This is a genomic window from Saccharopolyspora sp. NPDC050389, assembly GCF_040655595.1.
GTDB lineage: Bacteria > Actinomycetota > Actinomycetes > Mycobacteriales > Pseudonocardiaceae > Saccharopolyspora.
The window spans coordinates 69679-95923 of sequence record NZ_JBFAKG010000018.1 but is presented as its reverse complement, the minus strand read 5'-3'; the positions used below and the strand labels follow the sequence as shown (position 1 = coordinate 95923).

The window sequence follows — 26245 nt, the reverse complement described above, 5'->3', positions numbered from 1 at the left end:
CATGACTGCTCAGGAGATGATTTCCCGCAGGTTCGGCTGGCTGATCACTGACTTCACCGAGCGCGTGGCCGGTGTGGCGCACGCGATCGTGGTGTCCGCCGACGGCCTGGTGCTCACCGCCTCGGCGGCGTTGCCCAGGGACCGGGCCGATCAGCTGGCCGCGGTCGCCTCGGGGCTGCTGAGCCTAACCCAGGGCTCGGCGAAGTGCTTCGAGGCCGGACGAGTCGTTCAGACCATTGTCGAGATGCAGCGCGGAACGTTGCTGCAGATGGGCATCAGCGACGGCTCCTGCCTGACCGTGCTCGCCGCCCCGCAATGCGACATGGGACTGGTCGCCTACGAGATGACCATGCTCGTGGAGCGCGTCGGCCAGATGCTCACGCCGGAAATCCGGTCGCAGCTGCAGGGAGCGCCGAACGCGTTCACCGGCCAACTGGTGTGAGGATGCGATGAGTCGACGCTCGGAATACCCACGGCAGGGCCGAAGACGGGACAACTCGGGAGACGACAGCTTCGCCAACGTCGTCAACGGGTTCACCTTCGGTAGCGGGCGCAAGAAACGCAAGCGGGACGAGCCGCAGGAGCAGTACGCCGAGCATTACGACGACCGGTACGACGGCCAGTACGACGACTACGGCGATTACGACGACAGGCAGGAGCCGTACCCGGACGACCTCGTCGAGCCGGAGGCGCCGGCCGCGTCCAGCATCCGGTCCTACACCTGGACCGGCGGGCGCACCAGGTCGAACCACCAGCTGGAGCTGGAAACCCTGGTCTCCACCGGGGAGATGTACCAGGCGGGCGCGGCGGTTCGGCTGGAGCACCAGTCGATCGTCGAGCTGTGCCAACACCCCAGGTCGGTGGCGGAAGTGGGGGCGCTGTTGTCCGTGCCGATCGGGGTCGCTCGCGTGCTGCTGGCCGATATGGCCGAACTGGGGTTGATCACCGTCCACCAGACGGTGAGCGAAAGCGGTAGCGCACCACACATGGTGTTGATGGAAAGGGTTTTGAGTGGACTCCGTCGGCTATAGCGCGCCCCAGCTCGGCTCCGCGCCGCCGCAGGCCGTCAACCGGGGCGGCACCACGTCGACCTCGGCGAAGATCGTGGTCGCAGGTGGTTTCGGGGTCGGCAAGACGACCTTCGTCGGGTCGGTGTCGGAGATCGTTCCGTTGACAACCGAGGCGGTGATGACGGAGGCGAGCCGGGGAGTCGACGACCTCGGCGCGACGCCGAACAAGACCACCACCACGGTCGCGATGGACTTCGGCCGGATCTCGCTGGCCTCCGACCTGATCCTGTACCTGTTCGGCACGCCCGGTCAGCAGCGGTTCTGGTTCATGTGGGACGACCTGGTCCGCGGCGCGATCGGCGCGGTCGTGCTGGTGGACACCCGCCGGCTGGCCGACTCGTTCTCCGCGATCGACTTCTTCGAGGACCGCGGGCTGCCCTACCTGGTCGGCGTGAACCTCTTCGACGGCCAGATGCTGCACTCGATCGAACAGGTCCGCGAGGCCATGGCGATCGGCCCGAACGTGCCGATCGGGCCGTGCGACGCCCGGGACCGGGAGTCGACCAAGCGGACCCTGATCGCACTGGTCGAGCACGCGATGCGGCACTGGACGACCAAGCATCCCGGCTGATCGGGGCGGGTTCCGATACGAGGTCGTGAGTGTTTTGGGCCGCTATGACGGTCCAAAACACTCACGATTCTTCTTTCACGCCTTGCGGCCGACACCGCCGAGGAGGTTGTACTCGGCGTCGGACGGTTCGGTGAGGCGCGGGCCGTCGGGCCACCAGTCGAAGAGTTGCGTCAGGCCCGGCTCGACCATTTCGAGCCCGCAGAACAGATCCTGGATCTCTTCCCGCTTGCGGTAGTAGCAGCTGCCCATCATCGAGTTGAACCGCAACTGGGACTCGGTCGCGAGTTTTGCCCGCGAGCTGCCGTCGGACGGGTTGTGCAGGTGCGAGATCGCGAGGTACGAGCCGGGCGCCAGCGCGTCGACGTAGGCCGACATGATGCCCAGCGGATCCTCGTCGTTGGTGACGTGGTGCAGGGTGTTGCACTGGATCAACGCCACCGGGCGGCTCAGGTCCAGGTACTTGGTCACCACCGGGTTCGACAGGATCTCCGCGGGATTGCGCAGGTCGCCCATTGCGAAGTGGGTGTAGTCGTTCTCCTCCAGCAGCGCGCGGCCGTGCGCTGCGACCGACGGGTCGTTGTCGATGTAGACCACCCGGGCCTCGGCGTTGAGCCGCTGCGCCGCCTGGTGGGTGTTCTCCGCGGTGGGCAGCCCGGAACCGAGGTCGAGGAACTGGTCGATGCCGGCCTGGCCGGACAGGAACCGGACCACGCGGATCAGCCACGCCCGGCACTGCCTGCCGACCTGCACCGCCTCCGGGGCGATCTTCAGGATCTGCTGCAGGACCTGGCGGTCCACCTCGAAATTGTCCTTGCCGCCGACGAAGGCGTCGTAGACCCGCGCGATGCTGGGCTTGGTGGTGTCGATCTGCGGCCTGTCAGCACTTGCCATGGGGAGGATCCGCTCGGTCCGGGGTCGAAACGATCAGGAGCAGGGTATTCCGACCAGGTGCGATGGGTAAACACCTATCACTCAACGGCGCCAGTGATCTGCACGTCGTGGGCGGCGGCATCCGGCTCGGCGAACCGCAGCAGCCGGTGGCCTTCCTCCGCTATGGCGTCGGCGTCTTTTTCGGACAACTTCCGGTACGGCTCGACCAGTAGCGTCGCGGAGTTCTTCTGCCGGTCGAGCCGCCAGGTGCCGTGCAGGAACCCGTCGACCAGGATCGTGCCTGGCAGCACGGCGTTCTTGACGCTGAACAGGCGCTTGCGGTCTTCTTCCCGCATGACCCGGCTGCGGTCCTTGTGCGAGAGCAGCAGGTTGTCGAACGGCGGCAGGAAGCGCGGCGGGCTGGGCACGTCTGGATCCGGCCGAGGCGCGTCGGGGAGGTCGAGCAGCTCGCGCCCGTTCTCGTCGCGGAAGCTGCGCAGGTCCAGCCTCGACGCGATCGCCTTCAAGCCCGTGAGGCCGCACCAGGCCTGCATGTCCGCGACCGTGGCCGGGCCGAACGCCGCGAGGTAGCGGCGGAGGACGTCCTCCAGCGCGGGTTCGGTGGCCAGCGGTTGCCCGAGCCAGGTTTCGGCCGTCGCATAGGTCGGCTGGCCGCTGCGGCCCCAGACCGCGCGCGGCGGGATCTGCACCAGCGGCAGCAGGACGCGGATCGCGAACGCCAGCGACGCCGGCTTCCGGTCCGGCCACTTCTCGGCGAGCAGCGGGCCGAGCTGGGCGGCCGTTCGGGGCTGCTCGTCGAGCAGTTCCCGGGCGACGGCTGCGAGCTTGGCGTGGTCCAGGCCCGCGATCTCGGCCCGGTGCTGGTTGTTCGTGCGCAGGGCGCGATCCATGATCGGCTGCACCAGCGGGCGCAGCAGCAGGCAGTCGGCGGCGGAGACCAGGTGAACGGTGCCGCGCATCAGCACGATGCGGACCACGCTGCGATCGAGCAGCCGCTGTGCCAGGTCGTCGGGCCGGAACTCCGCGAGGCGGGTCCACAGGCCGAAGTACGGAGGGAACGGTGCCTGCGCCTGCATCCCGACGAGGTGGTCGATCACCTCCACCGCGGACCGCTCGGAACGGCGCAGCAGCAGTTGCCGCTCCAAGGTCGCGCGGTTCAGCTCGCGCAGGCTGAGCACTGTCATCGATTTCCTTTCGCCGGACGGACCTTATGTCGTCGGGCCGACAGGGTTCGGTGCGAACGGATCGTTCGCCTCGATAGGCGTGGCGAACCGAGCCGAGGGGCCGGTGGCAGACTTGCGGCGATGAGCGGAGCGGTATTGGTCCTCGGGGGCCGCAGCGAAATCGGTGTGGCGGTGGCGGAGCGCCTCGTCAAGCGCGGGCACGGCACCGTGGTGCTGGCGGCGCGGCGGTCGGCGGACCTGGACGTCGAGGAGGCCGCGCTCCGCGAGGCCGGGGCCGCCGACGTGGCGAGGGTGGAGTTCGACGCTTCGGACGTCGACAGCCACGCGGAGCTGCTCCGCGGCATCGTCGACCGGCACGGCCCGATCGACGTCGCGGTGACCGCCTTCGGCCTGCTCGGCGACCAGGAGCGGGCCGAGCGGGACGCGGCGCACGCGATCGACATCGTGCACGTCGACTACGTCGCGCACATCAGCGTGCTGACGCAGCTGGCGAATCTGCTTCGCGAGCAGGGCAGTGGCGAGATCGTCGTGTTCTCGTCGGTCGCGGGCGTGCGGGTGCGGCGGGCGAACTACGTCTACGGGTCGGCGAAGGCCGGGCTCGACGGCTTCGCCAACGGCCTTTCCGACGCGCTGGTCGGCAGCGGCGTGCGGTTGCTGATCGTGCGGCCCGGGTTCGTCATCGGCCGGATGACCCGGGGCATGAGCCCCGCGCCGTGGTCCAGCACGCCCGACCAGGTCGCGGATGCGACGGTCAACGCCCTGCGGCGGGGGCGGCGCGTGGTGTGGGTGCCGCCGATCCTGCGCTGGGTGTTCGCGGCGATGCGCTTGGTCCCGCAGGCGATCTGGCGCCGCATGCCCCGCTGAGCCTGGCGATCTTCCGGTCGGTGCGCGGTGTCGGTGCCGTTTCCGCAGGTCACGGGCCGTGAGTGTTTTTTGCTGCTATAGCGGCACAAAGTACACACGGGCCCTGACCTGCAGAGATGTACCCATTCACAGCAGACCCTGCGTTGTTGCGTCGATCGCGAGGAGATCGCGCAGGGCTTTGGTGCCCGGCTGGGTCAGGCGGACCGCTCGGCCGGTGCCGATCCGCTTGATCCAGCCGTTGTCGAAGAAGCTGCGCAGCAGGTGGGCCCCGGCGGAGCCGGCCAGGTGGGAGCGCCGTTCGGTCCAGTCCAGGCAGGCTCGGGCCAGCGGGCGCCGGGTGCCGCTGAGGTCTGCGGCGGCGATGCCGAGGGTGCCGGTGAGCCAGTCCACGCCCGCCTCGGTCATCGCGAATCCGCCGGTCTGGTCGAGCAGGCCCGCGGCGGTCATGCCGTCGGCGATCGCGACGCCGAGCCGGCCGGCGAGGTGGTCGTAGCAGGTGCGGCCCCGGGCCAGGGCGGCCGAGGCGCCGACCGCGCGCAGGCCGCGCGGCTGCTCCCGGCTCGGCCCCAGGTGGCCGATGAACGCCTCCAGCAGATCCGCCGCCTGCGAGTTCGCAAGCTGGACGTACCGGTGCCGCCCCTGGCGGCGCTCGACCAGCAGCCCGCCAGCGACCAGCCGGTTCAGGTGCTCGCTGGCCGTCGAGGCGGCGACCCCGGCGTGCGCCGCGAGCTCAGCCGCCGTCCAGGCCCGGCCGTCGAGCATCGCCAGGCAGAACGCGGCACGGGTCGTGTCGGCGAGCAGCCCGGCCAGTCCGGCGACATCACGTGCCATCGTCATGCCGGTCATTCTGCAACGGCGACGGTTCGGCGAGCACCGAACCGTCTCGGCCCTATGGTGCGGGCATGTTCCGAGAATTCCACGCGCTGCACCACGCCGACGCGCCGCTGCTGCTGCCGAACGCCTGGGACTTCGCCTCCGCTGCGGCGCTGGTCGAGGCCGGTTTCGAGGCGATCGGCACGACGAGCCTCGGCGTTGCGGCGGCCCACGGCCTGCCGGATGGCGCGGGTCGCACGCGCACGCAGACGATCGAACTCGCCCGTCGCCTGGCGGACCTGCCGCGGCCGGTCACCATCGACATCGAATCGGGCTTCGGCGGTGGCCCCGGAGAGGTCGCGGAGCTGGCCGCGGAACTGGCGGGGGCGGGCGTCGCCGGGATCAACCTCGAAGACGAGCTCGGCGATCCCGCGCGCTATCAAGAGCTGATCGGCGCGGTGAAGGAGCGGGTACCGGGACTCTTCCTCAACGCCCGCACCGACACCTACTGGCTGGGCGACGAACCGTCGCTCGCCGACACGATCGACCGCGCGAAGCGCTATGCCGCTGCCGGTGCGGACGGCGTCTTCGTGCCTGGCATGGCCGCAGACGACGACATCCGCGCGCTGCGGGGCGCGATCGACGTGCCGATCAACATCCTTTTCCAGCCAGGACAACGCATCGAGCACCTGGCGGAGCTCGGCGTCCAGCGCATCAGCATGGGCTCGCTGCTGTACCGCGCAGCGCTGCACGCAGCCGTAACCACGGCGCGCAGCGTCCGTGACGGTGCTGCCGTGGCGACCGGCATCCCCGGTTATTCGGTTGTGCAGGACTACGCCATCGGTGGCCGTCGGCGGGGTTCCGGCGGCTTCCAGTGACCTCCGTCCGGGCCGGTCCAGCGCTCGACCCCGGCGCCGAGGTAGTTGCGGAACCAGCTCGCGGCGAGCTCCGCGACCTGGTCCAGCGCGCCGGGTTCTTCGAAGAGGTGGCCGGCGTGCGGCACGATCTCGATCTTGATGTCCGTCAGCGGCAGCGACGTGAGCAGCTCGGCCGCCTGCCGGTTCAGGTTGAGCACCTCGCGGTCGTCGCCGCCGACGATCAGCAGCGTCGGCGCCTGCACCGATGCCAGCCCCTCGCCGCCGAGGTCCGGGCGGCCGCCGCGCGACACCACGGCGGCGATGCGGTCCGGACGCCGGGCGGCGGCCTTCAGCGCGGCGGCCGCGCCGGTACTGGCGCCGAACAACCCGATCGGCATGCGTCTGGTGGCCGACCACTCGTCGAGCTGGTCGATCGCGGGCACCAGCCGTTCGGCGAGCAACTCGATGTCGAAGCGCAGTTCGTGGGTCCGCTGGTCGAACTTCGCCTCCTCCGGGGTGAGCAGGTCCAGCAGCAGGGTGCCGAATCCGGAGTACTGCAACGACTCCGCGACCGCGCGGTTGCGGGGGCTGTGCCGGGAGCTCCCGGAACCGTGCGCGAACAGAACCACCGCCCGAGCAGGCGGTGGCACGACGAGATCCCCTTCGAGGTCGCCCTTGGGGGTCTTGACGATCACCGGCTCGGTTGCGACTTGAACCATGTGAGCCTCCTCCAGTTCCGCAAGCTCCGACTACCCCGAGTCGCGGGCCCCGACACGCGCGCGCAGCTGATCGACCGGCTCGGGCGCTGCCCACCGGCTGGTGCCGCGTGACGTCCGTGAGTGTTTTGGGGCGCTATGGCACCCCAAAACACTCACGGGACCCACACGAGGCGGCACGAGGCCCATCCCATGTAGTCGTGGGACTGGGTCCGTCCGCCTCATGCCGGAGATCTACTAGCTCTCGGCGAGCGTGACCGCGCGGCAGGCCAGGTGCAGGGCCAGGCGTTCGTCGCGGTGGCTCAGGTCGACCGCGAGGAGGCGTTCGACGCGTTCGATGCGGGCCGCGACCGTGTTGCGGTGCACGCCGAGCACCGCCGCCGTCTCCGCTATCGACGACTCCGCGTCCAGGTAGGTCGCGAGGGTCCGGATCAGGTCGCCGGGCTGGCCGCGCAGCGGCGCGATGAGCGCGCGGGCCGCCGGCTCGAAGGTGTCCGTGCGGGTCCACTCCAGCAGCAGCTGGGCCATGCCGAGCTGGTCGACGTGCAGGAACCGGCCCGACTCGGGGCGGGTCTTGGCCATCCGCGCGGCGTCGGTGGCCTCGGCGATCGTCGTCGCCAGCCCGTCGGCCTGCGGGTGCGGGCGGCCGACTCCCATGTGCGCGTCCAGGGTGCGCTGCAGCTCGTGGGTGGCGGCGCGCAGTTGCGCGGCCAGCGCCCGCACCCGGTCGGCCGTCGGCTCCTGGTCGAAGGTGACCCAGCCGGTCCAGCCGTCGCCGTGCTCGACCACCACCGCGTCGACGCCTTCGGCGTGCAGCACCCGCTCGACTTCCCGGCCGCGCGCAACGGCGTCCACTGTGGACTGGGTGCCGATCCGGATGCCGACGTGCCAGCCGCCGAGCCCCCAGCCCGCGTCCGCCGCGCGACGGCGCAGGTCGGCGGTCGGCTCGTCGTCCAGACGCAGCAGGTCGCTCAGCAGCGCGGCCCGGGACCGGGCGTCGCGTTCGAGTTCGAGCCGGTTGGCGAGCAGCCAGCGCTGCACCGCCGCGGCGGCGACCGACAGCGCCGGCGGCACGATGTCGGCGCGTGCCGCATTGGCGTAGGGCAGCTCGGCGGCCAGCCAGAGCGTCGGCCGAGCCGTGTCCGGGAGCAGCACTGGGTGTGCGAGAAGCACGTCGTCGTCGAGCGGGACGCGCTGCGGAACCGGCTCGTGCACACGGACTTCGGTGGCGTGGGGAAGTTTTCCGGCGAGCAGCGCGCCGCTGTCGTCGAGCAACGCGACCGGTGCGTCCAGCAGCCCGTTCAAGGTCGCGACGATCTCTTCCGGCGGGCGGATGCGCGAGCCGAGCGCCTCGTGAGTCGCCAGCACCAGGTCCGCGCGGTCGAGCGCCGGAGCGGCCAGCAGGAGCCGGGCCGAGATCAGCAGGTCGAGCGGCGACGCGGTCGCGGCCAACAGCGGGATGCCGAGCCGTTCACCGAGCAACCGGGTGGTTTCCAGCAGCTCGCCGGCAGGCAGCAGCACGCCCGCGCCGCCGCCGTCGGCGACCCGGCGGAGCAGCGCATCGATGCGCCAGTCGGTGGCCGGTATCGGCTGCACCAGCACCACGAGCTCGCCGGGCTCGACGGGACGATCGGGTGCCATCGGCCGGGCCAGCCGCACGACGCGCTCGACGTCGCCCGCCAGCACCCGCACCGACTCGCGCCATTCCGGCAGCGCGAGCAGCCGGCGCACGCTGATGCTCATCGCCGCACCTCCAGCAGGATCGGGTCGCAGTCGATGCCGAAGGCGCGCGGCTCCAGCACCGGCAGGCGACGCGGATCGGTCCAGAACTCCGCGGCGGGCAGCTGCAGGACGGTGACCTCCACGCCTTGGCGGACGACATCGCAGGGGATCGGCACGCCGGTGCGGCGATCGAGCACCGCGAGAACGTCCGGTGTGGACGCCACGGGTTCGCCGTCGCGCATCGCGAACAGGTACTCGTTCTCCATCTCCAGCCGCAGCAACGACCGGCTCCGGTGATCCCGGACCGTCGCGCTGCCGCGGGCAAATCCGGTCCGGCCGTGCTCGCCGGGGCCCGGCCGCCGCGACACCTCGACCACCCGGCCCAGCCCGAGCACCCGCCCGCCGGTGGCCGCCGCGAGCGCCTCGGCGCCCGGCCGTTCGCCCACCGAAAGCGCTTGCCTGCCAAGGGAAACCGCAGAGCTCATGCTGCCTGGAATCGCGCAGGACGGCAGCTCGCGAGCGGAGATCGGGGCGATCGCGAGAACCGCCCAGCCACCGGAACCGGCGAGGAAGGCGCGCGCGGTGCGCTCCAGCTCGGCTGCGGTCGCCTCGGCGAGCACCAGCACCTGCCCGCCGGGCTCGGCCAGCACGGCGGGCGTCAGCCCCTTGCCCGCGGCGGCCACGGAGAGCTGGTTGAGCCGGGGCACGCCGCGCCCCGACAGGTCGGCGTCCACCACCGGCAGGCCCAGCCGCCCGCCCACGACCAGCGGCAGGACCCCGTTGAGCCCGCCGACCTCGATCGAGACCAACGCGTCCGCGGGCCGGCCGGTCCACCGCTCGATCGCGGCGATGGCGGCGCCGAACTCCGCCCCGCTGGGCAGCTTCTCGGCGAACACCGCGGTCGCCCCGACCACGCCGATCGGCACCACCTGCGCATCGGCGCCGAGCTCGCCGACCGGGGTGAGCGCCACCCGGTGACCGGCGGCGAGCCGGTTGCGCAGCAGCGCGGCGCCGGTGACGGTGTCGCCGCCACCGCCGGAGCCGAGCAGCGAAACGCCCCGCTCCAGCGCGGGCACGTCAGGCAGGCCGATGCGCATGACCAACAGCCTGCCCCACCAGCGAATATCCAGCGCGGACGGCCCCGCTCCGGGGTTGGGGTCGTGAGTGGCGATGGGTGTGGTGACGGCCATCGCCACTCACGAGGATCAGGGTTCGACGAGCTCCTCCACCGGGCGGAAGTCGTAGGGGAGGCCGAAGGCCGCGGGGCCGAAGACCGCCAGGGCCTCCGGGGTGCGCATCAGGTCCGGGGTGGAGATGCCGATGACCGTGACCCGCTGGCCGTAGCGCAGGGTTTCGGTGGTGATCGGCTCCGCCTGCTCGGATTCCAGCACGCACACCAGGTCCGGCACCACGCACCGCACCTCGCCGTCGACCAGCGCCACCAGGTTCTCGTTCTGGAACTCCAGCTCCAGCTTGTGCTCGCCGTCGAAGGACACCGCCGCCGCGCGACCGCGGGCGAACCCGGCCTCGGTGCGCCGCTCCACGTCCGAGACCTTGCCCCGGAACAGCACCCGCAGGTTCCCGTACAGCGTGTCCTTCAGGACCTCGCCGAGGTGCGTGATCGGGTCGCCGTTGCCCTCCCGGGCCTCGCGGATGGCCTTGCCGACGGTGTGCGCCAGCGTGAGCGTGCGCGGGATCGCGGTGCGCTTGACGTCCGCTCCGCTCATCGAGTACTCGGCGATGTGCGCGACGCCGCCCAGCCGGATGGTGATGCCGCGCGCCAGCCACTCCATCCGCTCGTTGTCGTCGCCCGCGTCGATCACCGCCGTCTCGCCGCGCTCCCCGGCCACCGCCATCGGCGAACCCGTCACGCCGTAGACCCCGAAGGTCTCCATCTGCAGCTCCGGGAACGCCCGGCCCATGCCGTCGGCGTCCACCACCGGTAGGCCGGTGCGCGCGGCCACCACCAGCGGGATCATCGAGTTGATCCCGCCGCATTCGATCGGCATGGTCGCGCTCGCCGTGGCCCCGAGGTAGGACTCCAGCGCGCGCAGCGCCGACACCGGCTCGTCGCCGCTGGGGATCTTCTCGTGCACCACCGTGGGCGCGCCCATCTGCGCCGTCGGGATCACCAGCGCATCATCGTCCACTTCGGACGGATTGAGCACCGTGATCGGCCCGGACTCGCGGATCGCCTGCTGCACCAGCAGCCGGCCGACGTACGGGTCGCCGCCGCCACCGGTGCCCAGCAGCGCCGCGCCGCGGGCCAGGTCTTCGAGGTGCTCCTCGGTCAGCTGCCAGCTCACTGCGCGACCCCCACCGGGTCGATGTCGTAGCCGAAGTAGCGCGGCCCGGCCAGCTCCAGGCCCGCCGGGGTGTGCCAGCGCGGGTCGGCCGGCGCGGCGATGACCGCGATCCGCTGGCCGAAGCGCAGCGCCTCGGTGGTGACCGCCTCGCCGGATTCCCTGTCCAGCGTGCAGATCAGGTCCGGCACCGAGGCCAGCACGGTGTCGCCGCGCTCGGCGACCAGGTGCTCGTTCTGGAACCGCAGCACCAGCTCGCTGCCGCTGTCGCCGCCCATGCCGGTCAGCCGCGCGTCGCCGCGCGCGAAGCCGGTGACGGTGCGCCGCGAGACGTCGACGACCTTGCCGGTGAACAACCGTCGCCCGCCCAGCCGCGCGACGACCGCGTCCACCGGATCGGCGTGCTCGGCCTGCGCGGTGCGCACCAGCCGGCCCAGCTCGGCGCAGAGCGTCAGGGTGCCCGGCACCAGCGAGTCGCGGGCCTGCTGCCCGGTCATCGCATACGTGCTGATCATCGCCGAGCAGCCCATGTCGATGGTGGCGCTGCGGGCCAGCCGCTCGGCCCAGTGGTTGTCCACAGTGTCCAGAACGCCGCGATTGCCCTTCTCGTCGGCGATGGCCATCGGGGTGGCCTCGACGCCGTACAGCGTCGGCAGCACCATCTGGATCTCGGGGAACGCGCGCCCCATGCCGTCGCCGTCGATCAGCGGCAGGCCCAGCTGCGCGGCGGCGGCGACCGGGATCAGCGAGTTGACCCCGCCGGCCTCGGCGCACGCGATGTGCGTGAGCTCGCGGCCGAGGTAGTCGGCGAGGGTGCGGGCGGCCAGGCCGATCTGCTCGATCGACGGCAGCTTCTCGACCATCACGGTCGGCGCGCCCATCATCGCCACCGGCAGCACCGCGGCATCCGCGGGCACTTCGTCAAGCGGCGTCAGGGAAACCGGGCCGTGCTCGCGCACCGAGGCGGCGGCCAGCAGCCGGCCGATGTGCGGGTCGCCGCCGCCACCGGTCCCCAGGATGGCCGCGCCACGGGCGATGTCGTCCAGGTCGGACAGCGTGATCTCGCGCATGGTTCAGGCCCCCAGCTGCAGGTCGCCGACGGCCTTCACCCGGATGCGGGTCGCGTTGCCCGGCAGGTACGGGATCGGCACCTCGTCGAAGTCCACGATGTCCACGGTGGACGGGCTCGCGCCCGCGGCCACCGCCCGGTCGATCGCCTCCTGCTTGGCCTCGTCGACCACCGACTCGCGGCGGCCCGGCTCGATCGCGTACACCCGGTCCACCTCGCCGCCGATCTGCGCGATCGCGGCCCCGATGGCGTTGGCCACCGCGTAGTTCTCCGGCCGGTGCACCTCGCCCGCGTCGCCCAGCTCGTCCGGCAGCAGCACCGAGCCGCCACCGACGGCGACCACCGGTAGCGGCTCCGCGGAGGTCCGCATCCGCTCGACCGCGTCGGCGTTGTCCGCGGCGATGCGCTCCAGCGCGGCCCGCACCATGTCCTTGTCCAGGTGCTTGACCAGCTCCGGGTCGCCGATCTCGGCGCGCCCGGCGGCCACCGCGATGTCCGTCGCGGTGAGCGTGTCGCCGCCGAACACCAGCGCCTTCGAGGTCAGCCGGTAGCCCACCGACTCGGGCCCGACGGTCACCGCCGACTCCTCGCCGCGCACCAGGCTGCCGCCGCCGATGCCGATCGACAGCACGTCCGGCATCCGGAAGTTGGTGCGGATCCCGGCGACGCTGACCGCCGTGGTCGCCTCGCGCGGGAAGCCCTGGTTGAGCACGCCCACGTCGCTGGTGGTGCCGCCGACGTCGACCACCGCGCAGGTGTCCAGGCCGGAGAGCACGGCGGCGCCGCGCATCGAGTTCGTCGGGCCGGAGGCGAACGTCGCGACCGGGTAGCGGCGGGCGAAGTCGACGTCCATCAGGGTGCCGTCGTTCTGGCTCAGGTAGAGCGGGGCGGTGATGCCGGCACCGGTCACCGACGCGGCGAGGCCGTCCACGATGTTGGCCGCGAGCTCGCGCAGCGCGGCGTTGATGACGGTGGCGTTCTCCCGCTCCAGCAGGCCGATCCGGCCGATCTCGTGGGACAGCGAGATCGCCACGTCCGGCAGCTCCGCGGCGATGAGCTCCGCCGCGCGCTGCTCGAATTCGTGGTTGACGGGCGAGAACACCGAGGTGATCGCGACGCTGCGGATGCCGTTGCGGCCCATGTCGTCGATGGCCTTGCGCAGCTCGGCCTCGTCCAGCTCGGCGATGTGCCGGCCGTCGAACTCGTGCCCGCCGTGGCACAGGTAGCTGCGCCCGGAAACGGCGTCCACCAGCCGCTGCGGCCAGTCCACCATCGGCGGCAGCGACGCGCCGGCGGGCAGGCTGAGCCGCACCGCGGCGGTCGGGGCGAGGCGGCGGGCCTCGACGAGCGCGTTGATGAAGTGCGTGGTGCCGATCATCACGGCCCGCACCGCGGCCGGATCGAACGCGTGCTGCCGCTGGAGACCGTCGATGGCCGCGACGATGCCGGAGGTGACATCGGTGGTGGTGCTCATCTTCACCGCGGCGAGCACCTTGGTGCCGTCCAGCAGGACGGCGTCGGTGTTGGTGCCGCCGACGTCAATGCCGATGCGCAAGTCGGAACTCCTTGTCTGGGTTGGGTGTCGTGAGTGTTGAATCCGGTTCTAACCGGCGTCAGCGCTCACGACCTCAGCGGTGGTGCGGGTGCTGCCGACGCCGCGGACGAGACCGAGCTTCCCGGCGACGACGTAGAGCACGAAGGCGAGCACCAGCGAGTTGATGCTCGGCAGGCCGATCTCGACGAACCCGCCGACCAGCGCGGCGATCAGCCAGACGACCAGCGTCGCGGGCACCCAGTTCGGCGAGGAATCGGGGATTCGGCCCAGCGCCCGCGACGCCTCCAGCTCGCCCCGCCAGCGCCGCACGATGAAGTACTCGGCGACCATGATCCCGCCGATCGGCGGGAACACCACGCCGAGCACGCTCAGGAAGCCGGTGAACTGGTCGAGGATGCCGACCGCGGCCAGCACGCTGCCGATCAGGCCGAACACTGCGGTCGCGATGCCGCGGTTGAGCTTCTTGCCGAAGACCGTGCCGACGAAGTTCACCAGGCCCAGCCCGGAGGAGTACAGGTTCCAGTCGTTGATCTTCACGGTGCCGGCGACGACCACCAGGATGCCGACCCAGCCAACCGAGGAGGTGACGATGGTGGTGATGTCGGCGGAGCGCACGGCGTGCGCGAGCAGCACGCCGGCCAGCCCGATCACGTACTCGCCGAGGGTGATGCCGACCAGCGTCTGCTTGACCACGTCGCCGACGGTGCGGTTGAAGCGGGTCATGTCCGGGGTGATCACCGCGCCGGTGATGAAACCGCCGGCCACCAGCGTGGTGCCCTCCAGCAGCGACAGCTGCGGGCCGGGCGGGGCGGAGGCCATCAGGGTGCCGATGTCGTGCTGCGAGAGCTCGACGCCGATCGACCAGCCGACCAGGACCAGGAAGGCAGGCACGGTCACGTAGGCGACCCAGGCCATCGAGCCGAACCCGCGCAGCACGACCGCGGTGACGATCAGCCCGAACACCAGCGCCCAGCCCCACTCCGGCAGCCCGCCGACCAGCGCGACCAGGCCCTTGGCGGAGACCGCCGACTGGATGCCGAACCAGCCGATCAGGCTGATCGCGATGGCCAGGCCGATCAGCGCGGACCCGGCGCGGCCGAAGCCGGTCCAGCGGGCCAGCATCGAGGTGGACAGGCCCTCGCGGGCGCCGATGATGCCGACGAAGATGGCGACGATCTCCAGGATCACCGCGCCGAGCGTCAGCGCGAGGAAGGCGTTCCAGAAGGTCATCCCGAAGCCGAGGGTGGCGCCGAGCAGGAACTGGCTGAGCGCGGAGACCTGGCCGAACCGCTGCACCGCGACGGACCACCAGGAGTAGCGGGCGCCGGTGGGCACCCGGGTCAGCGCGTAGTCGTCGACCCCGACGGATGAGGCCATGCGAGCTCCTTCGGATGGGCGCCGGTGTTAGCCGGTAACCGTAAGCCCAGGTCAGCTCGTCGTCAGTGGGCTGAATGCACAGTCCAGACGGCTTGGAAGTGCGCTTTGCACAGTCGGCTGTTTCGCTGGTGTGAACCAACGGGTCGGCGATGTTGACCTCCACTTTGATCGAGGTTTTACGTTCTGCCCATGGAACGAGAAGAACAGTGGATCAACAGTCAGGCGCTGCGGCTCACCTCGCTGGACCCTTGCGCTCCGCACGAGGACCTGCGGCCGTTCCAGGACAGGCTGCGCGGCGCCACGGTCGTAGGGCTCGGCATGTCGTCCCGGGGAACTCACGAGCTGGCGACCATCGCGCATCGCATGCTGCGGTTCTTGGTGGAGGAACTGGGATTCCGGTCGTTGTCGCTGGAGGGCGACGACGCCGCGAGCGCCGAGCTCGACGCCTACGTGCGGACCGGGCGGGGCGATCCGCGTGAGGTGCTGGCCGGCGCCCGGTCCTTCCTGCGCACCGAGGAAATCCTCGACGCCGTGCGGTGGATCCGCAGCCGCAACGAGCGGCACCCCGATGACCAGGTGCGGTTGGCCCTGGCGGACGAGACCGTCGGGCCCGGGCAGGACCTCGCGGACATCGAGCGCGGCTTGGCCGAGAACACCATCCGCTGGCACGAGCGCACCCGGCACAAGATCGTCTACTGGGGCGGCCTCGCGCACCTCGTCAACGGTGCGGCACGCACGGTGTCGCCCGGAGCGCTGAGCCACCGCAACGCGGGGAGCTACCTGCGTGAACGCTTCGGCGCCGGATACGTCCCGGTCGCGTTGACCTTCCGCGACGGATCGCCGTGGTACGAGGTGCCCGCTCCGCCGGTGGATTTCGCGGAGACCGTCCTCGCCGCCGGGCCGGACGCCTACGTGCTCGACCTGCACGCCGATGCCCCGGCGGACGTGCGGGCCTGGCTCGACGCCCCGACGCGGACGAGGCTGATCGGCCCGCACTACGACCCGGCCGACGATGCCTCCTACAACCTCTCCGGCGGTTCCCTGGCGGAATGGCTCGACCTCGTGGTCCACGTCCGCGAGGTCAGCGCCGCCCGCCTCCTCAGCTGATCGGCCCGCAGGGCTTCGGTGGAGGCAGGTGGTTTGCGACGATGCTGGGGTTGGCGGAAACCGGGGAACCGGTGGAGGTGTCTGATTGGAGCGCGTGAGGTGACCATGTACCGGCAGCAGAGCTCGCACTGGGGACTGTTCGCGGCGGCCAGCACGCCGGACGGCCTGGACGTTATCGCCGATCCGGACGATCCGAATCCGGCGTCGCTGCTGCGCAACGTGCCCGCTGCGCTGGACGAACGGGTGCGCGTGCTCGCGCCGCACGTGCGGAAGGGCTGGCTGGAGGGTGGGGGCGAGCGCGGCCGGGACGAGTACGTGGCGGTCAGCTGGGCGGAGGCGGTCGAGCTCGCGGCGGGCGAGCTGGACCGGGTCCGCCGCACCCACGGCAACGAGGCGATCTACGGCGGCTCCTACGGCTGGGGCAGTGCGGGCCGATTCCACCACGCGCAGAGCCAGATCCACCGCTTCCTGAACGTCATCGGCGGCTACACCCGCTCGGTGAACTCCTACAGCCTGGGCGCGGCCACGCCGCTGCTGCGGCACATCGTCGGCAGCGACGACCCGATCAGCCGCCCGACGGCGTGGCCGGTGCTGGCCGAGCACACCGAGCACTTCGTCTGCTTCGGCGGCATTCCGGCGAAGAACTCGCAGGTCAACTCGGGCGGCATCAGCAGGCACTCGGTGGCCGGGCACCTGCGCCGGGCGCGGGAGCGCGGCGCGCGGTTCACGCTGATCAGCCCGCTGCGCGACGACCTCGCCGCGGAGCTCGACGCCGAGTGGCTGGCGCCGGTGCCGGGCACCGACACCGCGCTGATGCTGGCGCTGTGCCACGTGCTGATCGAACGCGGTTGGCACGCCGAGGAATTCCTCCGCACGCACTGCGCGGGCTTCGAGGAGTTCTGGAAGTACCTCTCCGGCGCAGCGGACGGCACCGCGAAGAGTCCACAGTGGGCGGAGCAGATCTGCGGCATCGACGCGGCGGTGATCGTCGGGCTCGCCGAGTCGATGGCGACGCGGCGGACGATGGTGACGCTGAGCTGGTCGCTGCAGCGCGCCCGCCACGGCGAGCAGCCGTTGTGGGCGGGCATCGCGCTGGCGTGCGTGCTCGGCCAGATCGGCTTGCCCGGCGGCGGATTCGGTCACGGTTATGGCGCGATGGCCGGCATCGGGGTGCGGCCGCTGCCTTACCGGTTGCCGAAGTTGCCGCAGGGCGTCAACCCGGTGCGCCAGTACATCCCGGTCGCGCGCATCGCGGACATGCTGCTGAATCCCGGGCAGGAGTACGAGTACGACGGCGAGCGGCGCGCGTACCCGGACATCAGGCTGGTCTACTGGGCCGGCGGGAACCCGTTCCACCACCACCAGGACCTGACGCGGCTGGCCGAGGCGTTCGGCCGACCGGAGACGGTCATCGTGCACGATCCGTTCTGGACGGCGACGGCCCGGCACGCCGACATCGTGTTCCCGGCCACGACCACGCTGGAGCGCAACGACCTGGGCTGCGCCAGGGAAGATCGCGCGCTGGTCGCCATGCGCCAGGTGGTTCCGCCGCTCGGGGAGGCCCGATCGGACTTTGAGATCTTCTCCGCCCTGGCCGAGAAGCTCGGGCTGGCGCAGGAGTTCACCGAGGACCGCGACGAGTGGGCCTGGCTGGAGCACCTGTACGAGCAGTGGCGGCAGAAGTTCGATCCGGGCCTGGATTTCGCGCAGTTCTGGGAGATCGGCCGGCTCGACTTACCGGGCGAGCCGGACGACCAGGTCCTTTACGACCGGTTCCGCGCAGACCCGGACGAGAATCCGCTGCCGACGCCGAGCGGGCGGATCGAGCTGTTCTCGCAGCGCATCGACTCCTTCGGCTACGCCGACTGCCCCGGGCATCCGGCCTGGCTGGTCCCGGAGGAACTGCACGTCCCGCCGGGATCGGGCGATTTCCCGCTGTTCCTCGTCGCGAACAACCCGGCAACCCGCCTGCACAGCCAGCTCGACCACGGCGCGACCAGCGCGGATTCCAAGGTCCACGACCGGGAACCGATGCGCATCCATCCCGCCGACGCGGCGGAGCGAGGACTGTCCACAGGGGACATCGTCCGGGTCGTGAGCGCCACGGGCAGCGCCCTCGCGGCGGTGGTGATCAGCGACGCGGTTCGCCCCGGAGTGGTCCAGCTCTCGACCGGAGCCTGGTTCGATCCGAGCGCTCCGGAGGTCGCGACCTGCATCCACGGCAATCCGAACGCCGTGACGCGGGACGTCGGAACATCGAGCCTGGCCCAGGGCTGCACGGGCCAGCTGACCCGGGTCGAAGTCCGGCCCCATCAGGCTCCGCCACCGCCGCTGCGCGCCTACGACCCGCCGATCGAAACCGGCTGAGGCTCCGTTTCGCCTGGTAAACACCCGTGCGTGTTTTGTGTTGCTATAGCAGCACAAAACACGCACGGGGCCTGACCAGCGGAAACGGAGCTGCTATCGGGGTCGGGCGGCGTTGCCGAGGGTCATCAGCAGCCGGTTGTCCCAGGTGAACATCGCCGAGACCGCGACGAGGTCGCGGACGTCGTCGGCGCTGAGGCCGACGGCGTGCAGGCGCCGGATGTCGGCTGCGGCCAGCGCCGCCGGAGTGGGCGCGAGTGCGCCCGCGGTGTCGACGATGGCGCGCCGGCGCGGATCCGCCACCGCCGCCGGGCCGGCCTCCGCCAGTGCCACCGCGGTGACCTGGTCGCCCGACAACTGCACCTGGCGGCGACCGTGCACACCGGCGCAGTATTCGCAGCCGGTGATCAGCGACGTGGCGAGCGCGGCCAGCTCGCGGTCGGCCGGGTCGAGCGCGCCGGAGCCGCCCATGATCGCGTTGTGCAGCGCGGTGCGCTCCGCCAACACCTGCGGATCGTGCCGCAGGGTCAGGTAGAACGGCGACCACTGAGCCGAGACGGACTCCTCCGGCGCGTCTGCCGGATCGACCCACGGAACCCAGCGCAGCGCCCGAAACGCGTCGGCGGGATCGGGGAGTTCGCAGCCGTCGGCGGTGGCCCCGGCCTCGATGGTGTTCAACGGGCCTTCTGGAACCGGGCCGTCACCGGCCTCCTCGACGAGCGACAACCCGAGCAGCAACCGGACCCGGTAGCTCACGTACGCGACGATCTGCGCCGCGGCTACCACCTGGGCGGAGCTGAACCCGTGCGCCCGCAGCGCGGTGATCTCGTCGAATCCCGCATCGGCAGGATCGAGCGCGACCTGCTCGCAGTGCGCGAGCAGCGCTTGCAGCTCTTCCGGAAGCGCGGACCAGCGCTCGACGTCGCGGACCACGTCGGCGGCGCCGTCCCCGGCCAGCGAATCGAGCTGATCGGCCAGCTCGTCGGCGTACTCCTCGTGCTCGTTGACCAGCGCGACGCGCAGCGCGATCCGAGCCCGATCGGCGTGGCTGAGCACGGACTCGTCGGCCGGGCGCAGCACCGCGGCATCAACGCTCGCGGTTAACTCGCGCACGTCCGGCCGCAGCACGGCCAGCGCCTCCTCGGTTCGGCTGACGCGCTCGCTGCCGACGATCGTCATAAGCATCCCATCCGCTAGAACGGCTTCTCCCGCAATAGTTTTCCATTGCGCGCTCCAGCGATGACCACGCCCACCCCGTGCGGGCCGCGGCCCTGGGAGTTATGCCGTCATTCTGGGAGGTTCAGCTGCCAGGAGACGCCGAAGCGGTCGTTCAGCCAGCCGAACTTGGGGCTGAAGCCGTAGGAGTCCAGCGGCATCAGTTCTTGGCCGCCTTCGGCGAGCGCCTTGTAGACGCCGTCGAGCTCGGCTTCCGTGCGGCAGTTGACGAACAGCGACATCGACGGCGTGAAGGTGAAGGCGTGCGACACGTGGCTGTCGATGCACATGAACTGCTGGCCGAGGATCGTGAACGTGGCGAGCTGCACGGTGCCCTCGTCGCCCGGGCCGTCGGCGCCGTAGCGGGTGATGTCGAGGATCTCGCCGTCCTCGAACAGCGAGGTGTAGAAGGTCATCGCCTCCTCCGCCTTGCCCTCGAACATCAGGAACGTCGTGATCCGCGGGGAATTCGCGTTGGTCATCGTGGCTGCTCCCTCGAATGCCGGTTCGCGCCGGAATCTAACGTTCGCCCCTGTTGCCCGCACGCCGCGCGGAACGTGTGCTCAGGTGGCTTGCGGGATCGCCGGCGTGTGCCGGGCCGTCTCGCGAGCCGGGGCGAGCAGGGCTGCGACGGTCAGGGCGCCGAGCGCGGTCACCGCCGAGATCGCCCAGAGCAGGACCTGCCAGGCGTCGCTCAGCTGAGCGGCCAGGAAGTCGTGCTGCGCCGCGGCCAGCTCCCCGGTCGCCACCTTCCCGGCCTGGTCGCCGACGCGGCTGGTCAGCAGGCTGATCAGCACCGAACCGAACAGCGCGAGCACCAGCGTCTGGGAGCCGCCGCGGATCGTGTTCAGCAGGCCCGCCGCCATGCCGGTCTGGGACTGGGCGACCTGGTTCATCGCCTGCGCGTCGACGAGCCCGGTGGCCAGGCCGATCCCGACGCCGACCGTCAGCAACGGGCCGAGCAGCCCGCCCGCGCCGATTCCGGGGTGCAGCACGGTCAGCCAGGCGTTGCCCGCCGCGATCAGCAGCAGCCCGGCGGTGATCAGCACGCGCGGCGAGACGCCCCGGTTGACCAGCCGGCCGCCGAGCAGCGGCATGAACAGCGTCGGCACCGTCGACATCAGCATGATCAGCCCGGCGTCCCGCGCCGACATCCCGTTCGCGCTCTGCAGGAACGTGGGCAGGTAGGACATCATCCCGCCGAAGCCCAGCACCATCACGACGCCCGAGGCGAGCCAGCCGACGAACCGCCGGTTGCGCAGCAGCGTCAGGTCCAGCACCGGATGCGGGCTGCGCCGTTCGACGACCGCGAACAGTGCCAGGAGCGCGGCACCCGCGGCGAGCAGGCCCAGCACCAGCGGGCTCGTCCAACCGGCCCGCGAGCTCTGGGTGATCGCGAACATCACCGAGGCGAGCCCGGCGATGAAGGTCACCGCGCCGCCCCAGTCCACCCGCGGGCGTTGCTCAGCCCGCGACTCGGCCATCGCGAAAGTGCCTGCCAGCAAGAGGATCCCGGCGGCCGCGAAGGTGCCGAACGTCGCGCGCCAGCCGAGCGAGCCGACCAGCCAGCCCGCCAGCGTCGGGCCGACCGCCATTCCCAGGCCCGCGGTCGTGCCCATCGCGGCGAACGCCCTGGTCCGTTCGGTTCCGGTGAACGTGGACGCGAGGATCGCGCCGCCGCCGGCCATCACGCCCGCCGCCCCGACGCCGGTGAGTGTGCGGGCCACGTCCAGCACCAGGATGCCCGGCGTGAGCGCGGCGACCAGGCTGCCGAGCGTGTAGATCGCGGCGCCTGCGCGGTAGATCCGGCGCCTGCCGAACAGGTCCCCGGTCGAGCCCGCGACGAGCATGAACGACGAGGCGGTGAGGAAGTAGCCGGTCACCACCCATTGCAGGGCGCCGCCGGAGGTGTCGAGCGAGGCGCCGATCTGGGGCAGCGCCACGGTCGTGCCGGACATCGACATCGGCAGCACCAGGTAGCCCAGCAGCACGACCACCAGGGTGAGTTTGTTCTTCACCGGAGAGCTCCGGGGATTCACGCGGCGTACGGTTCGGCGGCGCGGGCGGCGTGCAGGGCGCGCGCCCACCAGGTGAGCTGGTCGAGCATGTCCTTGGCGGCGCTGTTGCAGCTCTCGTCGATGGGGGCGCCGGTCTCGTCGAAGCGCTCCCAGGCGTTGTGGAAGCTGACCGTGTCGCGGACGGTCGTCGCGTGCAGTTCGGCGAAGACCAGCCGCAGCTGCTCGACGGCGCGCAGGCCGCCGCCCATCCCGCCGTAGGAGACGAAACCGACCGGCTTCGCCTGCCATTCCTCGCGGTAGAGGTCGATCGCGTTCTTCAGCACGGCCGGGAAGCTGTGGTTGTACTCGGGGGTCACGACGACGTAGGCGTCGGCGGCTGCCAGCCGGCCGGCCAGCTCGACGACCTCGGGAGCCGGCTCGACGCCGAAGTCGATGACGGTGGGCAGGTCGATCTCGGCCAGGTCGATGACATCGACGTCGAGGCCGCCGAACTCCCGGGCCTGCTCGGTGAACCAGTCGCCGACGATCGGGCCGAAGCGGCCTTCGCGGTTGGTTCCGATGATCACGGCCAGGCTCAGTGCGGACATCTCTCGCTCCTCGTGGATCGGCGTTCCGGCGGGCTCCGGAAGCGGCGCAGTGGTAAAGTACAACATGTAATGCACTTAATGCAACGATCGTTGTACTTCGGCGGAAAGGGTATTGATGAGCAGGGAAAACGCCCCGCGCCGCGGGTCGGAGAAGCGCCGGGCGATCATCGACGGGGCCCGCGAGGTGTTCGGCCGGGACGGCTACACCCGCGCCAGCATCGACACGATCGCCAAGGCGGCCGGGGTGTCGACCCGCACGATCTACAACCACTTCGCGGACAAGGGCGAGCTGTTCCGCGAGGTCATCCTGGAAAGCGCGGCGGAGGTCCGCGATGCGCAGCTGGCCGACCTGGACCGGCACCTCGGCAAGATCGTCGACCTGGAGGCGGATCTGAACGCCCTCGGGCGCGCCTTCACCGCCGTGATGTACCAGTTCGGCTCCCACTTCTCCCTGGTGCGGCAGATCAACGCAGACGTCGGGCACATCCCGGAGGAGGTGCTGGCGGCGTGGCAGGAAACCGGCCCGCAGCAGGTGCAGGCCGATCTGGCCCGGCGGCTGGCAGAGCTGGGCGACAAGGGACTGCTGGAGATCAGTGACCCGCAGCGGGCTGCGGTGCACTTCGTGCTCCTGGTCGGCGGAGAGGTGCGGAGCCGGACCTTCTCGGGCGCGCAGCCGATCGACGAGGACGAGCTGAACGCCATCGTCACGCCTGGCGTCGAGGTGTTCCTGCGCGCCTATCGTCCTCAGTAGACAGTGATGGGGTGGCGGGATCTTTCGGCGGAGCCCCGCAAGCGCGAGGCTCCGCGAACGGCATCACCGCTTCCGGAAGCGCTCGACCAGGCGGGAGTAGTTGTCGTTGGCGTGGCCCGCCTCGATCGCCTCGGAAACCAGGTTGAGGGTGTAGCCGGGGAACTCGTCGTCGATGCCTCGTGCCCGGCTCTCCCGCACCAGGTCTTCCGCCGACGGCAGGTGGTGTTGCAGCGCCCCGAACTCCACCGCGTACTCGCCGCGATCGACCTCGTCGGCCAGCATCGGCAAGAGCCCCAGCAGTGCGGAAACGGACGCGTCGGCCTGCTCCAGGAAGCGCTTCACCTCGATGCCTTCGTTCGACAACAGCGCCGCCGCGTGCAGGAATCCGTTGAGCGCGCCCCACATCGTGCCGTGCACTGCCATCCCGTACAGGGCCGGGACGCCGGCGTCGGACGAAACCAGGCTGCCGCGGCCGCCGATGAGTTCGAGCGTCGCGCGGTAGCGGTCGAAGGCGGTCTCGGCGCCGCCGTAGAACACCACGGCATCCGGGTGCCCGATTCCCGGAGCGATCGTCATGATCTGCCCGTGCAGGTACTCCGCTCCAGCCGCGGTGGCCCACTCCGCGACGGCCTTGGCCTCGGCCGAGGTGCCATCCGTCAGGTTGAGCACGGTGCGGCCGGCGAGCGCGTCGGCCGCAGGTTCCAGGAGTTCGCGCGCGGTGCTGTTGCCCTTCACGCTGATGACCACGAGCGGGCTGGCCGCGACGGCGTCGCGAACGGTCGCGGCCCGCTGCGCCCCCTTGGCGACCAGGTCATCCGCCTTCCCGCTCGTGCGGTTCCACACCGCGGTCCGGTGCCCGGCGGCCAGGAACGCGCCCGCGAGCGCGAAGCCCATCTCGCCCAAGCCGATCACGGACACCGCCGGTCGGCTATCGATGTTGCTGGTCATTGACCGTTCCCTCTCTCGCGTCAAGTCGATCGAGGGAACGCTAAAATTTCGAGTTAACTCGAAGTCAAGGCCGTTTCAGCTCGGCGGATCCAGGCCCGGGGATTTGATCAGGTCGTGGATCTCGGCCCGGTAGAGCTTGGTCGGTTCGCGGGTTCGGGGACCCAGGTGGCCGTAGATCTCCAGTGCCACCAGCCCGTGCATGCGGCCGCAGACGCGCAGCGCGAGCGCGATGGCCTTAGCTCGGGGAACGCCTCGCGGGTCTCGTCGGCCAGTCCCGGCGAGAAGTCAGGCCAGTCGTGGTCGCCGTCGGACTGGTGGGCGCCCGCCTGCGGCCACCAGGTCCGTGAGGCCCGCGCAGGCCCGGTGCTCCGCCTCGGCGGCGAGCCCGCCGCCGACGGCTGTAGCCGGGAACCGGGGCGGGCAGTTCCAACCTGAGCCGCCCACCGCCTTCGCGCTGGTGCCTGGGTCGATACGCTTTGAACATGGAGCGCGATCCGGTCAACAGCCTGCTGCCCGAACTGGCCGAGTGGGCTGAGAACCAGGAACAACCGGTGCACGGGAACAGCAACGACGCCGAGATCCTGCTCCGGCTGCTGTACGAGCACGTGGGCCGGGCAGACCTCGGGGAGCTGCAACCGGCTGACCTCGACGAACTGCTGCTGGAGCAGTTCCCCGCCAAGGTCGCCGTCGAGGCGGACGAGGACCTCACCGAGGTGCTCGCGACGCTCCGAGACCTGCTGACCTTCGCCGGCGACACCGGCCGGATCGCGCCGGAGCGGGTCGACGACCTGCGGCGGAAGGTCGAGGAGATCGAGCCGCGGTTCGCCGAGGCCGCGATGGCTCCGCCCGCAGGCGAGCAGCCCTACGACCTCCGGGAGGAGCTCGGGCTACCGGACCGGCTGCCGCCGCTGCGGTTGCCGTCGGACGCGGAACTCGCCGCCGCGGCGCGGCAGAGCCCGCTGCTGGACCGGGCCCGGCGGCTGGCGATCCGCACCGTCGCCTGCCCGATCCAGGCCGGCGCGCTGAGCACCGCCGACGCCGTCGCCGCCGCCGAGGAACTCGGCTTCCCGGTTCCGGACGCGGTGGAGGGAATGGCGGACATCCCGGAGCTGGAGCGGCTCTGGGAGTGGGCGGCGGAGCTGGAGTTCATCGGCCCCTCAACGGAAATCGTCGAGATCGGTCCCACCGTCGACGACTGGCCGGACGGCGACGACGACGCGGTGCTGGACGTCTGGGCGGACGCGCTGGGGCTGCTGCTCGAGGAGATCTTCCAGGACGAGTGCGCCGATCTCGACCTCGAAGACGTCGCCTACTACGCGATGGTGTCGCTGTTCCTGGCCCGCAGCGAAGGCGCGCCCGTCGCGGAGCTGCGCGACATGATCCGCGAGATCGCCGTGGACGAATCCACGCCCGACGGTGCGTGGGACGCCTGGGTCGAGAGGTGTGGCGATCCGGCGGAGCGGCTGCTGGCGACCCTGGTCGACCTGGGCGCGACGAAGGTGGAGGAGGGCGTCGCCCGCCTCACCCCGCTCGGCCAGTACACCTTCGGGGGCGCGTTGACCGACGGCGGCGTCGAGGTTCCGCTGCTGCCGCCGGTCGAGGAGATGGCCGCCTTCGACCTGGTGGACTTCGCCAAGGGCTCGACCGACGAGGAGCTGGCCGCGGAGACCGAGGCCTGGTTCGAGGTGCGCGGAGCCGTCGCCGCCACCGACGAACTGCTGTCCGCCGCGGCGGAAGGCGAAGCGGAAGACCGGATGATCGCGATCTCCATCGCCGCGCCGCTCGCCGAAACCGCGAGGCAGCGGTGGCAGCAGGCGCTGGACGAGCCGATGCTGCGGCCTTACGCGAAGGTGACGCTGCACCAGCTGGAACCGTCCGAGGAGCTCGAATCGACGGTCGCCGACGCGGCGCGGTTGCTCACCGACATGCTCGCGGCCGCGCTCGACTCGGTCGACCCGGAGGAGCTGCCCGACCTGCTCGCGGAGACGGTGCCCGCCGGGCAGGAGCTGGCGATCTTCGAGGAGATGTGGCGCCTGGACCACCCGGACGTCCGCGACGTCCTGTCCCTGATCGGCGCCCAGCACCCGGACAAGGGGATCGCCAAGGCGGCCCGCAAGGCGGCCTTCAAGATCGCTCCAACGGAGTGACCTCCCCTTCTGGAGTGGCGTTCCTGCAGGTCCGGGGCCGTGAGTCTTTTGGCGGCGTCGGAGGTGACGTCCACGTCGGTGTCCACGGCGACGGCCGTCTTCACGTACGGGTCCCA

General features: G+C 71.0%; 24 protein-coding genes. 9 read left to right on the top strand and 15 right to left on the bottom strand.

Annotation, left to right across the window (positions count from 1 at the left end; translation table 11 throughout):
- Position 1: 1 nt before the first annotated feature.
- From AB0I53_RS14560 to AB0I53_RS14550, 3 genes are read left to right on the top strand one after another with little or no spacing between them, the layout of a single operon-like run.
- Positions 2-442, top strand: coding sequence for a roadblock/LC7 domain-containing protein (locus tag AB0I53_RS14560; RefSeq protein ID WP_358601823.1), 441 nt, complete (start codon positions 2-4; stop codon positions 440-442).
- Positions 443-449: 7 nt separating this feature from the next.
- A complete protein-coding gene (locus tag AB0I53_RS14555) occupies positions 450-1031 on the top strand; it encodes a DUF742 domain-containing protein (RefSeq protein ID WP_358601820.1) in 582 nt (193 codons plus the stop codon).
- A complete protein-coding gene (locus AB0I53_RS14550) occupies positions 1012-1641 on the top strand; it encodes an ATP/GTP-binding protein (RefSeq protein WP_358601817.1) in 630 nt (209 codons plus the stop codon). Before AB0I53_RS14555 ends, AB0I53_RS14550 begins: the two co-directional genes overlap by 20 nt.
- Before the next feature lie 75 nt (positions 1642-1716).
- On the opposite strand, the gene AB0I53_RS14545 is transcribed toward AB0I53_RS14550, so the two are convergent.
- Positions 1717-2532 carry an SAM-dependent methyltransferase gene (locus AB0I53_RS14545; RefSeq protein WP_358601815.1) on the bottom strand — a complete coding sequence of 272 codons (816 nt, stop codon included), beginning with the start codon at positions 2530-2532 and terminating at the stop codon, positions 1717-1719.
- A gap of 77 nt (positions 2533-2609) precedes the next feature.
- Positions 2610-3716 carry a winged helix DNA-binding domain-containing protein gene (locus AB0I53_RS14540; RefSeq protein ID WP_358601812.1) on the bottom strand — a complete coding sequence of 369 codons (1107 nt, stop codon included), beginning with the start codon at positions 3714-3716 and terminating at the stop codon, positions 2610-2612.
- Between the two features lie 120 nt (positions 3717-3836).
- On the opposite strand from AB0I53_RS14540, the gene AB0I53_RS14535 reads away from it, so the two are divergent.
- Positions 3837-4580 carry a decaprenylphospho-beta-D-erythro-pentofuranosid-2-ulose 2-reductase gene (locus tag AB0I53_RS14535; protein WP_358601809.1) on the top strand — a complete coding sequence of 248 codons (744 nt, stop codon included), beginning with the start codon at positions 3837-3839 and terminating at the stop codon, positions 4578-4580.
- A 126-nt stretch (positions 4581-4706) separates the two neighbouring features.
- Here AB0I53_RS14535 and AB0I53_RS14530 read toward each other — a convergent pair whose 3' ends face one another.
- On the bottom strand, positions 4707-5417 hold the full coding sequence (locus AB0I53_RS14530) for a helix-turn-helix domain-containing protein (protein WP_358601807.1): 711 nt from the start codon (positions 5415-5417) through the stop codon (positions 4707-4709).
- Between the two features lie 65 nt (positions 5418-5482).
- On the opposite strand from AB0I53_RS14530, the gene AB0I53_RS14525 reads away from it, so the two are divergent.
- Positions 5483-6271 carry an isocitrate lyase/phosphoenolpyruvate mutase family protein gene (locus AB0I53_RS14525; protein ID WP_358601804.1) on the top strand — a complete coding sequence of 263 codons (789 nt, stop codon included), beginning with the start codon at positions 5483-5485 and terminating at the stop codon, positions 6269-6271.
- On the opposite strand, the gene AB0I53_RS14520 is transcribed toward AB0I53_RS14525, so the two are convergent.
- The 7 genes from AB0I53_RS14520 to AB0I53_RS14490 all read right to left on the bottom strand — a co-directional run bounded on the left by AB0I53_RS14520 (position 6226) and on the right by AB0I53_RS14490 (position 14992).
- Positions 6226-6969, bottom strand: coding sequence for a dienelactone hydrolase family protein (locus AB0I53_RS14520; RefSeq protein ID WP_358601801.1), 744 nt, complete (start codon positions 6967-6969; stop codon positions 6226-6228). The two genes, AB0I53_RS14525 and AB0I53_RS14520, sit on opposite strands and share 46 nt — an antisense overlap.
- A gap of 234 nt (positions 6970-7203) precedes the next feature.
- On the bottom strand, positions 7204-8709 hold the full coding sequence (locus tag AB0I53_RS14515) for a helix-turn-helix domain-containing protein (protein ID WP_358601798.1): 1506 nt from the start codon (positions 8707-8709) through the stop codon (positions 7204-7206).
- Entirely contained in the window at positions 8706-9878 is a 1173-nt protein-coding gene (locus AB0I53_RS14510; protein ID WP_358601795.1) for a DUF917 domain-containing protein, read from the bottom strand. Before AB0I53_RS14510 ends, AB0I53_RS14515 begins: the two co-directional genes overlap by 4 nt.
- Before the next feature lie 15 nt (positions 9879-9893).
- A complete protein-coding gene (locus AB0I53_RS14505; RefSeq protein WP_358601792.1) occupies positions 9894-10994 on the bottom strand; it encodes a DUF917 domain-containing protein in 1101 nt (366 codons plus the stop codon).
- Positions 10991-12061 carry a DUF917 domain-containing protein gene (locus AB0I53_RS14500; protein ID WP_358601789.1) on the bottom strand — a complete coding sequence of 357 codons (1071 nt, stop codon included), beginning with the start codon at positions 12059-12061 and terminating at the stop codon, positions 10991-10993. The genes AB0I53_RS14505 and AB0I53_RS14500 overlap by 4 nt, the downstream gene beginning before the upstream one ends.
- Before the next feature lie 3 nt (positions 12062-12064).
- Positions 12065-13615 carry a hydantoinase/oxoprolinase family protein gene (locus tag AB0I53_RS14495; protein WP_358601786.1) on the bottom strand — a complete coding sequence of 517 codons (1551 nt, stop codon included), beginning with the start codon at positions 13613-13615 and terminating at the stop codon, positions 12065-12067.
- Between the two features lie 48 nt (positions 13616-13663).
- The gene (locus tag AB0I53_RS14490) at positions 13664-14992 is read right to left on the bottom strand and encodes a cytosine permease (RefSeq protein WP_358601783.1); all 1329 of its coding nucleotides are present in this window, start codon (positions 14990-14992) and stop codon (positions 13664-13666) included.
- A gap of 189 nt (positions 14993-15181) precedes the next feature.
- Between AB0I53_RS14490 and AB0I53_RS14485 the strand changes: the two genes are divergently transcribed.
- Positions 15182-16099 (top strand): erythromycin esterase family protein, encoded by a 918-nt coding sequence (locus tag AB0I53_RS14485; RefSeq protein WP_358601780.1) that lies wholly within the window; start codon positions 15182-15184, stop codon positions 16097-16099.
- A 105-nt stretch (positions 16100-16204) separates the two neighbouring features.
- Positions 16205-18466 (top strand): molybdopterin-dependent oxidoreductase, encoded by a 2262-nt coding sequence (locus AB0I53_RS14480; RefSeq protein WP_358601939.1) that lies wholly within the window; start codon positions 16205-16207, stop codon positions 18464-18466.
- A gap of 93 nt (positions 18467-18559) precedes the next feature.
- On the opposite strand, the gene AB0I53_RS14475 is transcribed toward AB0I53_RS14480, so the two are convergent.
- The 4 genes from AB0I53_RS14475 to AB0I53_RS14460 all read right to left on the bottom strand — a co-directional run bounded on the left by AB0I53_RS14475 (position 18560) and on the right by AB0I53_RS14460 (position 22283).
- Positions 18560-19642 (bottom strand): peroxidase-related enzyme, encoded by a 1083-nt coding sequence (locus tag AB0I53_RS14475; protein WP_358601777.1) that lies wholly within the window; start codon positions 19640-19642, stop codon positions 18560-18562.
- A 107-nt stretch (positions 19643-19749) separates the two neighbouring features.
- Positions 19750-20160, bottom strand: coding sequence for a VOC family protein (locus AB0I53_RS14470; RefSeq protein WP_358601776.1), 411 nt, complete (start codon positions 20158-20160; stop codon positions 19750-19752).
- Between the two features lie 81 nt (positions 20161-20241).
- Positions 20242-21696: an MFS transporter gene (locus AB0I53_RS14465; protein WP_358601773.1), complete on the bottom strand. Its 1455-nt coding sequence runs from the start codon at positions 21694-21696 to the stop codon at positions 20242-20244.
- 17 nt (positions 21697-21713) lie between these two features.
- Complete coding sequence (locus tag AB0I53_RS14460; RefSeq protein ID WP_358601770.1) at positions 21714-22283, bottom strand: NAD(P)H-dependent oxidoreductase; 570 nt, start codon at positions 22281-22283, stop codon at positions 21714-21716.
- A gap of 115 nt (positions 22284-22398) precedes the next feature.
- Here AB0I53_RS14460 and AB0I53_RS14455 point away from each other — a divergent pair, with 115 nt between their 5' ends.
- Positions 22399-23034 carry a TetR/AcrR family transcriptional regulator gene (locus AB0I53_RS14455; RefSeq protein WP_358601767.1) on the top strand — a complete coding sequence of 212 codons (636 nt, stop codon included), beginning with the start codon at positions 22399-22401 and terminating at the stop codon, positions 23032-23034.
- A gap of 63 nt (positions 23035-23097) precedes the next feature.
- On the opposite strand, the gene AB0I53_RS14450 is transcribed toward AB0I53_RS14455, so the two are convergent.
- Entirely contained in the window at positions 23098-23982 is an 885-nt protein-coding gene (locus AB0I53_RS14450) for an NAD(P)-binding domain-containing protein (protein WP_358601764.1), read from the bottom strand.
- A 482-nt stretch (positions 23983-24464) separates the two neighbouring features.
- Here AB0I53_RS14450 and AB0I53_RS14445 point away from each other — a divergent pair, with 482 nt between their 5' ends.
- Complete coding sequence (locus AB0I53_RS14445; protein WP_358601761.1) at positions 24465-26129, top strand: hypothetical protein; 1665 nt, start codon at positions 24465-24467, stop codon at positions 26127-26129.
- Positions 26130-26245 lie beyond the last annotated feature (116 nt).

Coding starts and splice junctions, on each gene's coding strand:
- AB0I53_RS14450 (WP_358601764.1), bottom strand. CDS start 23,982: ATGACCAGCAACATCGATAGCCGACCGGCGGTGTCCGTGATCGGCTTG.
- AB0I53_RS14530 (WP_358601807.1), bottom strand. CDS start 5,417: ATGACGATGGCACGTGATGTCGCCGGACTGGCCGGGCTGCTCGCCGAC.
- AB0I53_RS14480 (WP_358601939.1), top strand. CDS start 16,205: ATGTACCGGCAGCAGAGCTCGCACTGGGGACTGTTCGCGGCGGCCAGC.
- AB0I53_RS14535 (WP_358601809.1), top strand. CDS start 3,837: ATGAGCGGAGCGGTATTGGTCCTCGGGGGCCGCAGCGAAATCGGTGTG.
- AB0I53_RS14475 (WP_358601777.1), bottom strand. CDS start 19,642: ATGACGATCGTCGGCAGCGAGCGCGTCAGCCGAACCGAGGAGGCGCTG.
- AB0I53_RS14485 (WP_358601780.1), top strand. CDS start 15,182: ATGGAACGAGAAGAACAGTGGATCAACAGTCAGGCGCTGCGGCTCACC.
- AB0I53_RS14555 (WP_358601820.1), top strand. CDS start 450: ATGAGTCGACGCTCGGAATACCCACGGCAGGGCCGAAGACGGGACAAC.
- AB0I53_RS14490 (WP_358601783.1), bottom strand. CDS start 14,992: ATGGCCTCATCCGTCGGGGTCGACGACTACGCGCTGACCCGGGTGCCC.
- AB0I53_RS14545 (WP_358601815.1), bottom strand. CDS start 2,532: ATGGCAAGTGCTGACAGGCCGCAGATCGACACCACCAAGCCCAGCATC.
- AB0I53_RS14460 (WP_358601770.1), bottom strand. CDS start 22,283: ATGTCCGCACTGAGCCTGGCCGTGATCATCGGAACCAACCGCGAAGGC.
- AB0I53_RS14455 (WP_358601767.1), top strand. CDS start 22,399: ATGAGCAGGGAAAACGCCCCGCGCCGCGGGTCGGAGAAGCGCCGGGCG.
- AB0I53_RS14445 (WP_358601761.1), top strand. CDS start 24,465: ATGGAGCGCGATCCGGTCAACAGCCTGCTGCCCGAACTGGCCGAGTGG.
- AB0I53_RS14500 (WP_358601789.1), bottom strand. CDS start 12,061: ATGCGCGAGATCACGCTGTCCGACCTGGACGACATCGCCCGTGGCGCG.
- AB0I53_RS14525 (WP_358601804.1), top strand. CDS start 5,483: ATGTTCCGAGAATTCCACGCGCTGCACCACGCCGACGCGCCGCTGCTG.
- AB0I53_RS14540 (WP_358601812.1), bottom strand. CDS start 3,716: ATGACAGTGCTCAGCCTGCGCGAGCTGAACCGCGCGACCTTGGAGCGG.
- AB0I53_RS14520 (WP_358601801.1), bottom strand. CDS start 6,969: ATGGTTCAAGTCGCAACCGAGCCGGTGATCGTCAAGACCCCCAAGGGC.
- AB0I53_RS14510 (WP_358601795.1), bottom strand. CDS start 9,878: ATGGCCGTCACCACACCCATCGCCACTCACGACCCCAACCCCGGAGCG.
- AB0I53_RS14560 (WP_358601823.1), top strand. CDS start 2: ATGACTGCTCAGGAGATGATTTCCCGCAGGTTCGGCTGGCTGATCACT.
- AB0I53_RS14470 (WP_358601776.1), bottom strand. CDS start 20,160: ATGACCAACGCGAATTCCCCGCGGATCACGACGTTCCTGATGTTCGAG.
- AB0I53_RS14515 (WP_358601798.1), bottom strand. CDS start 8,709: ATGAGCATCAGCGTGCGCCGGCTGCTCGCGCTGCCGGAATGGCGCGAG.